Source organism: Campylobacter coli LMG 9860 (assembly GCF_000254135.1).
Classification (GTDB): domain Bacteria; phylum Campylobacterota; class Campylobacteria; order Campylobacterales; family Campylobacteraceae; genus Campylobacter_D; species Campylobacter_D coli.
In genome coordinates this window covers 1-6,950 of record NZ_AINS01000034.1, presented here as the reverse complement: position 1 = coordinate 6,950, position 6,950 = coordinate 1, and the positions used below count along the sequence as shown (strand labels likewise).

General features: G+C 39.7%; 2 tRNA genes and 3 rRNA genes. All 5 read right to left on the bottom strand.

Annotated features, from left to right (window positions below):
* Nucleotides 1-778 precede the first annotated feature (778 nt).
* A 5S ribosomal RNA gene (gene rrf, locus CCO88_RS04990) occupies nucleotides 779-895 on the bottom strand.
* Between the two features lie 333 nt (nucleotides 896-1,228).
* Nucleotides 1,229-4,135: ribosomal RNA gene (locus CCO88_RS04985) — 23S ribosomal RNA — on the bottom strand.
* Between the two features lie 608 nt (nucleotides 4,136-4,743).
* A tRNA-Ile gene (locus CCO88_RS04980) sits at nucleotides 4,744-4,820 on the bottom strand.
* An 8-nt stretch (nucleotides 4,821-4,828) separates the two neighbouring features.
* Nucleotides 4,829-4,904 (bottom strand) — tRNA-Ala (locus CCO88_RS04975).
* 100 nt (nucleotides 4,905-5,004) lie between these two features.
* Nucleotides 5,005-6,517: ribosomal RNA gene (locus tag CCO88_RS04970) — 16S ribosomal RNA — on the bottom strand.
* The 16S, 23S and 5S rRNA genes sit together here with 2 tRNA genes alongside, the layout of an rRNA operon.
* Between the last annotated feature and the right edge of the window lie 433 nt (nucleotides 6,518-6,950).

Genomic DNA, 6,950 nt, shown 5'->3' with positions numbered 1-6,950 from the left:
AACCTCAATAAACACTATAAAATAAACTTGAGTGATTAAAAATCCAACCCAATTATTGAACAAACCCAAGCTACATAATAAAATATAAACTAGACATATAAAGAACAATTGACACATAAAAATAGATTGAATAAATAAACCTATACAAGTAAACATAAAGATTAATTATTGATACAAAAGATTTAATAAATAAAAAGAATAATTGAGATATAAAAACATATAAACTAAACAACTCAAACAACCATTAAATCAACCCAAACTAATAAACAACCATAGCTAAGCTGACAACCCAACCAATCAATTTAAATATAAAACTACAAATTAAATCAACCCAAGCTAACTAAACTTCAAACTAGTTAATCAAACAAACCAATGAATATAACCTAACTGATTAAATTAAATAAATTAATAAACTAATCAAGCAATGACTAATAAAGTATTTAAAACCAACAAAAGCATAAATCAATTAAACTAATGATTGAATATAAAAATAATAAGTTGTAGATAAGTAAAAGCATTATACAAAGCATTCTAAGTTGATTAAATACAATTAGAACAAAAGCATAAATCAATCCAAGCCAATTAAACATAAACATAAAAAAACAATGAATACAAAAACATATTTAATTAGCATAAAAACAAATTCAATCAATAAAAAAATAATTAATACAATAATAGATTTAATAAACATAAAAAAATAATTAAATATAAAAACAACGATTGACATATAAAAACTAAGATTTTAAATCTATAAGAATAAGATAAAGTAGAATTAACAAGTCCGCAATGAGCTACTTTCCCCCTGCCAGTAAGGCGTAGTATCATCACCCACGATGCGCTTAGCTTCTTGGTTCGGGATGGAGCAAGGCGTTTCCACATCTGTATAATCACGGACATTGTTATTTAAATATTCTTTGAAAGATTTAACTTAAGAATAAAGCTTTTATTTTTTATTCTATTGTTTTATTTTTTTGCTTTTCTTCTATTCTTTTTTATTTTTCTTTTTTTGTTTTTTAATTTTTACTTTTATCTTTTAAATCTTATCTTTCATCTTATCAATGAATCAAATCTTTACTCTCTTTGATAAGTTTTTATATAGAATACTTAAAAAACAATGTTAAGAGCAAGTTCTAATACAAACTCTACTTGAAAGATTTCTATTAAACTCTAAATATTATCTATATTCAAAGTCTTCTTAAAAACCTTAACAAGGAAGTGATGCTTTATTAAAGATAAGCCAAACGCTCTATTAGTACTGGTCAGCTAAAGGACTTTCATCCATTACACACCCAGCCTATCAAACTAGTAGTCTTCTAGAGAGCTTAGAGAAGATTCATCTTAGAGTTGGCTTCACGCTTAGATGCTTTCAGCGTTTATCCTTTCCAAACTTAGCTACGCTGCGATGCTCTTGGCAGAACAACAGCTACACCAGTGGTTTGTTCAACCCGGTCCTCTCGTACTAGGGTCAAATCTCTTCAATCTTCTTACGCCCACGGCAGATAGGGACCGAACTGTCTCACGACGTTCTGAACCCAGCTCGCGTACCGCTTTAAATGGCGAACAGCCATACCCTTGGGACCTGCTCCAGCCCCAGGATGCGATGAGCCGACATCGAGGTGCCAAACCTCCCCGTCGATGTGAGCTCTTGGGGGAGATCAGCCTGTTATCCCCGGGGTACCTTTTATCCTTTGAGCGATGGCCCTTCCACACAGAACCACCGGATCACTAAGACCGACTTTCGTCTCTGCTTGACTTGTATGTCTTGCAGTTAAGCTGGCTTATACCTTTATACTCTACGAACGATTTCCAACCGTTCTGAGCCAACCTTTGTAAGCCTCCGTTATTATTTGGGAGGCGACCGCCCCAGTCAAACTACCCACCAGACATTGTCCCACTTGAGGATAACTCAAGCTGGTTAGCTACCCAAATAAGAAAGAGTGGTATCTCAACAATGGCTCATATACAACTGGCGTCATATACTCAAAGCCTCCCACCTATCCTGCACATTCTTATCCAAATAGCAGTGTCAAGCTGTAGTAAAGGTCCACGGGGTCTTTCCGTCTTGCCGCGGGTAGGAGGAATTTTCACCTCCACTACAATTTCACTGGATCCCTCTTTGAGACAGCTCCCATCTCGTTACGCCATTCATGCAGGTCGGTATTTAACCGACAAGGAATTTCGCTACCTTAGGACCGTTATAGTTACGGCCGCCGTTTACTCGGGCTTCGATCAAGAGCTTCGCTAATGCTAACCCCATCAATTAACCTTCGAGCACCGGGCAGGCGTCACACCCTATACATCCTCTTACGAGTTAGCAGAGTGCTGTGTTTTTGGTAAACAGTCGGGAGGGACTCTTTGTTGTAAGTTTCTTCGCTTTCGGAGTAAATCCTAATACGAAGCGAACCACACCTTATACCGAAGATACGGTGCTATTTTGCAGAGTTCCTTAAAGAGAGTTCTTCCACGCGCCTTAGAATACTCATCCCACCCACCTGTGTCGGTTTACGGTACGGGCAACATTAGCTAAACTTAGAAACTTTTCTTGGCTCGATGGCATCAGGGGTTCTTCTATCCATCCGAAGACTTCAAAAAGCCTTTCAGTTCTCGGAGTATTGTTATACGGATTTGCCTGTATAACCTCCTACGACCTTAGACTAGCACTTCCATCCGCTAGCCCCCTTAGCCCTAAGCGTCCTTCCATCGCACACTAATGTTGGTATTGGAATATTAACCAATTTGCCATCGTCTACCCCTTTCGGACTCGACTTAGGACCCGACTAACCCTACGATGACGAGCATCGCGTAGGAAACCTTGGGTTTACGGCGTTAATGATTCTCACATTAATTATCGCTACTCATGCCTGCATGCTCACTTCTATTCGCTCCAGCACTCCTTACCGGTATACCTTCGACGCAAATAGAACGCTCTCCTACCACTTAGTAAACTAAGTCTACAGCTTCGGTACTTACTTTAGCCCCGTTATATTTTCCGCGCAAAATCACTAGACCAGTGAGCTATTACGCTTTCTTTAAAGGATGGCTGCTTCTAAGCCAACCTCCTGGTTGTTTAAGTAACTTCACATCGTTTTCCACTTAAGTAAGATTTAGGGACCTTAGCTGGTAGTCTGGGTTGTTTCCCTCTTGACGACGGATTTTATCACTCGCCGCCTGACTGCTGTGATTACATATAAGGTATTCGGAGTTTGATAGGGTTTGGTACATTGGTGTATGCCCTAGCCCATTCAGTGCTCTACCCCCTTATATTACGACACAACGCTATACCTAAATATATTTCGGAGAGAACCAGCTATCACGAAGTTTGATTGGCCTTTCACCCCTATCCACAAGTCATCCCGGGGCTTTTCAACGCCTATGGGTTCAGTCCTCCACTAGTTCTTACACTAGCTTCAACTTGCTCATGGATAGATCACTTCGTTTCGGGTCTGCAGCATCTGACTAAGCGCCCTATTCAGACTCGCTTTCGCTACGGCTTCACGTTTGCTTAACCTTGCCAGACACCACAACTCGCAGGCTCATTATGCAAAAGGCAGTCCATCACCCTGTATTGCTACATAGGGCTCTGAATGATTGTAAGCAAATGGTTTCAGGTTCTATTTCACTCTGATCACCTCAGTTCTTTTCACCTTTCCCTCACGGTACTTGTGCACTATCGATCTGGTATTAGTATTTAGGGTTGGATCGTGGTCGACCCAGCTTCAGACAGGATTTCTCGTGTCCCGCCCTACTCAGGATACTGCTAGCTAAGCTTTGTTTTTCGCATACGGGACTATCACCCTCTATGGCTATACTTTCCAGAATGTTCTGCTAAACTCACCTCTTGCACATTGCAGTCCTACAACCCCCAGTGCAAGCACTGGGTTTGCCCTCTTGCGCTTTCGCTCGCCGCTACTGACGCAATCTCTATTGATTTCTTTTCCTGAGGGTACTAAGATGTTTCAATTCCCCTCGTTCGCTCCTATATAGGTAATGTATATCTCTATACATTGGGTTGCCCCATTCGGAAATCTACGGATCAAAGCTTCTTGACAGCTCCCCGTAGCTTATCGCAGTCTAGTACGTCCTTCATCGCCTTTACCAGTCAAGGCATCCACCATTCGCTCTTAGTAGCTTACCTTTTTTACCTTCTTTAGCGTCAAGGCAAAGCCTTGACTAAGAAGCACGCTAAAGACCTACCCCGCCAACCTAAAAGATATTAGGCTGATAAAGTAAGTTAAAGACTAATAGTCTTTCTTGCTTCTTCTGCTAAGAATATGCATAAAAGTTAGATATAATCTAACTTCTACCTTTTATTATTGATTCTAAAACGCATCACTTCCTTGTTAAAGTTTTTATGATAAGACTTCATTATCTTAAGACGGAAAGCATTCAAACACTTAATATAAATACTAAAAATATCTAAACTAAGTCGTGAGTTTGAAACTTATCTTTAATTTAAAATTTTAGATCTAATATTCTCTTTATTATAAAAAATAAAGATAGTTAAAAGATATAAATAAAACCAAAGAAAAGATAATTGAGTTTTATCCTTTAACAAGTCCTGTAAAATTGTTTTTATTAAAACTTGCTTGTGACTCTTAACAATGATAATTATAAAGAACATTTAGGTTTAAAACCTAAAGGAAGTATATGGTATATAAAGTATATTTATAAATATATACTTGCTTTAGATTTTAAAGCTTGATTTCAAATCTTGTTTTTATCTTTTTAAGATTGATACTTCTATGGTGGGCCTAACAAGACTTGAACTTGTGACCTCACCCTTATCAGGGGTGCACTCTAACCAGCTGAGCTATAGGCCCTTAATAAATGGTGGAGAATAGCGGGATCGAACCGCTGACCTCCTGCGTGCAAAGCAGGCGCTCTCCCAGCTGAGCTAATTCCCCATAAACAATTAGCTTTATCATCAATCTTTGAAATCTAAACAAGAATCAATTGAGTTTATAATGAAGTAATAGTTGTGAGACTTATTACTTTGTACTCTAGAAAGGAGGTGATCCAACCGCAGGTTCTCCTACGGTTACCTTGTTACGACTTCACCCCAGTCGCTGATTCCACTGTGGACGGTAACTAGTTTAGTATTCCGGCTTCGAGTGAAATCAACTCCCATGGTGTGACGGGCGGTGAGTACAAGACCCGGGAACGTATTCACCGTAGCATGGCTGATCTACGATTACTAGCGATTCCGGCTTCATGCTCTCGAGTTGCAGAGAACAATCCGAACTGGGACATATTTTATAGATTTGCTCCACCTCGCGGTATTGCGTCTCATTGTATATGCCATTGTAGCACGTGTGTCGCCCTGGGCATAAGGGCCATGATGACTTGACGTCGTCCACACCTTCCTCCTCCTTACGAAGGCAGTCTATTTAGAGTGCTCGGCCGAACCGTTAGCAACTAAATACGTGGGTTGCGCTCGTTGCGGGACTTAACCCAACATCTCACGACACGAGCTGACGACAGCCGTGCAGCACCTGTCTCTAAGTTCTAGCAAGCTAGCACCCTCTTATCTCTAAAAGGTTCTTAGGATATCAAGCCCAGGTAAGGTTCTTCGCGTATCATCGAATTAAACCACATGCTCCACCGCTTGTGCGGGTCCCCGTCTATTCCTTTGAGTTTTAATCTTGCGACCGTACTCCCCAGGCGGTATACTTAATCCGTTAGGTGCATTACTGCCCTGACTAGCAGAGCAACAACTAGTATACATCGTTTAGGGCGTGGACTACCAGGGTATCTAATCCTGTTTGCTCCCCACGCTTTCACGCATTAGCGTCAGTTGAGTTCTAGCAGATCGCCTTCGCAATGGGTATTCTTGGTGATCTCTACGGATTTTACCCCTACACCACCAATTCCATCTGCCTCTCCCTCACTCTAGATTATCAGTTTCTCAAGCAGTTTAATGGTTAAGCCATTAGATTTCACAAAAGACTTGATAATCCGCCTACGCGTCCTTTACGCCCAGTGATTCCGAGTAACGCTTGCACCCTCCGTATTACCGCGGCTGCTGGCACGGAGTTAGCCGGTGCTTATTCCTTAGGTACCGTCAGAATTCTTCCCTAAGAAAAGGAGTTTACGCTCCGAAAAGTGTCATCCTCCACGCGGCGTTGCTGCGTCAGGGTTTCCCCCATTGCGCAATATTCCCTACTGCTGCCTCCCGTAGGAGTCTGGACCGTGTCTCAGTTCCAGTGTGACTGATCATCCTCTCAGACCAGTTAAGCGTCATAGCCTTGGTAAGCCATTACCTTACCAACTAGCTGATACTATATAGTCTCATCCTACACCGAAAAACTTTCCCTACTCAACTTGTGTTAAGCAGGAGTATAGAGTATTAGCAGTCGTTTCCAACTGTTGTCCTCTTGTGTAGGGCAGATTAACTATACCTTACTCACCCGTGCGCCACTAATCCACTTCTAGCAAGCTAGAAGCTTCATCGTTCGACTTGCATGTATTAGGCACGCCGCCAGCGTTCACTCTGAGCCAGGATCAAACTCTCCATAAAAATTATAGATAGTTTAATCTTTTTCTTCAAAGAAAAAGTTATGAAAGATTAAAAGAAAAGCTTTTAATCTTTTTAATTATTAGATTGAATAGATTTTACATAATTGCTTATGCCTAAATCTTTTCTGGCTCAATCGATCACTTATTTAGATTTCAAAGATTGACTAATAAGATTTGAAATAACAATATTAATTTTAAAGAACAAAAACAAAAAATCATTTATTATATGTAAATAAAGTTTAGTAATAATAAAGTTTTATAAACTTAGATTGCTTTAGCTAGGATTAAAGATTAATTTAAAACTAGAAACATAGGGTTTATAAAATCTTAATTTAACTTTAGTTAACTTTAGACTATAATTTAAAGATCTTAAGTCCTTTTCTGAAAAAGGAAATGAAAGTATAACCAATTAAGCTTAAAGGAGGATTAAATAA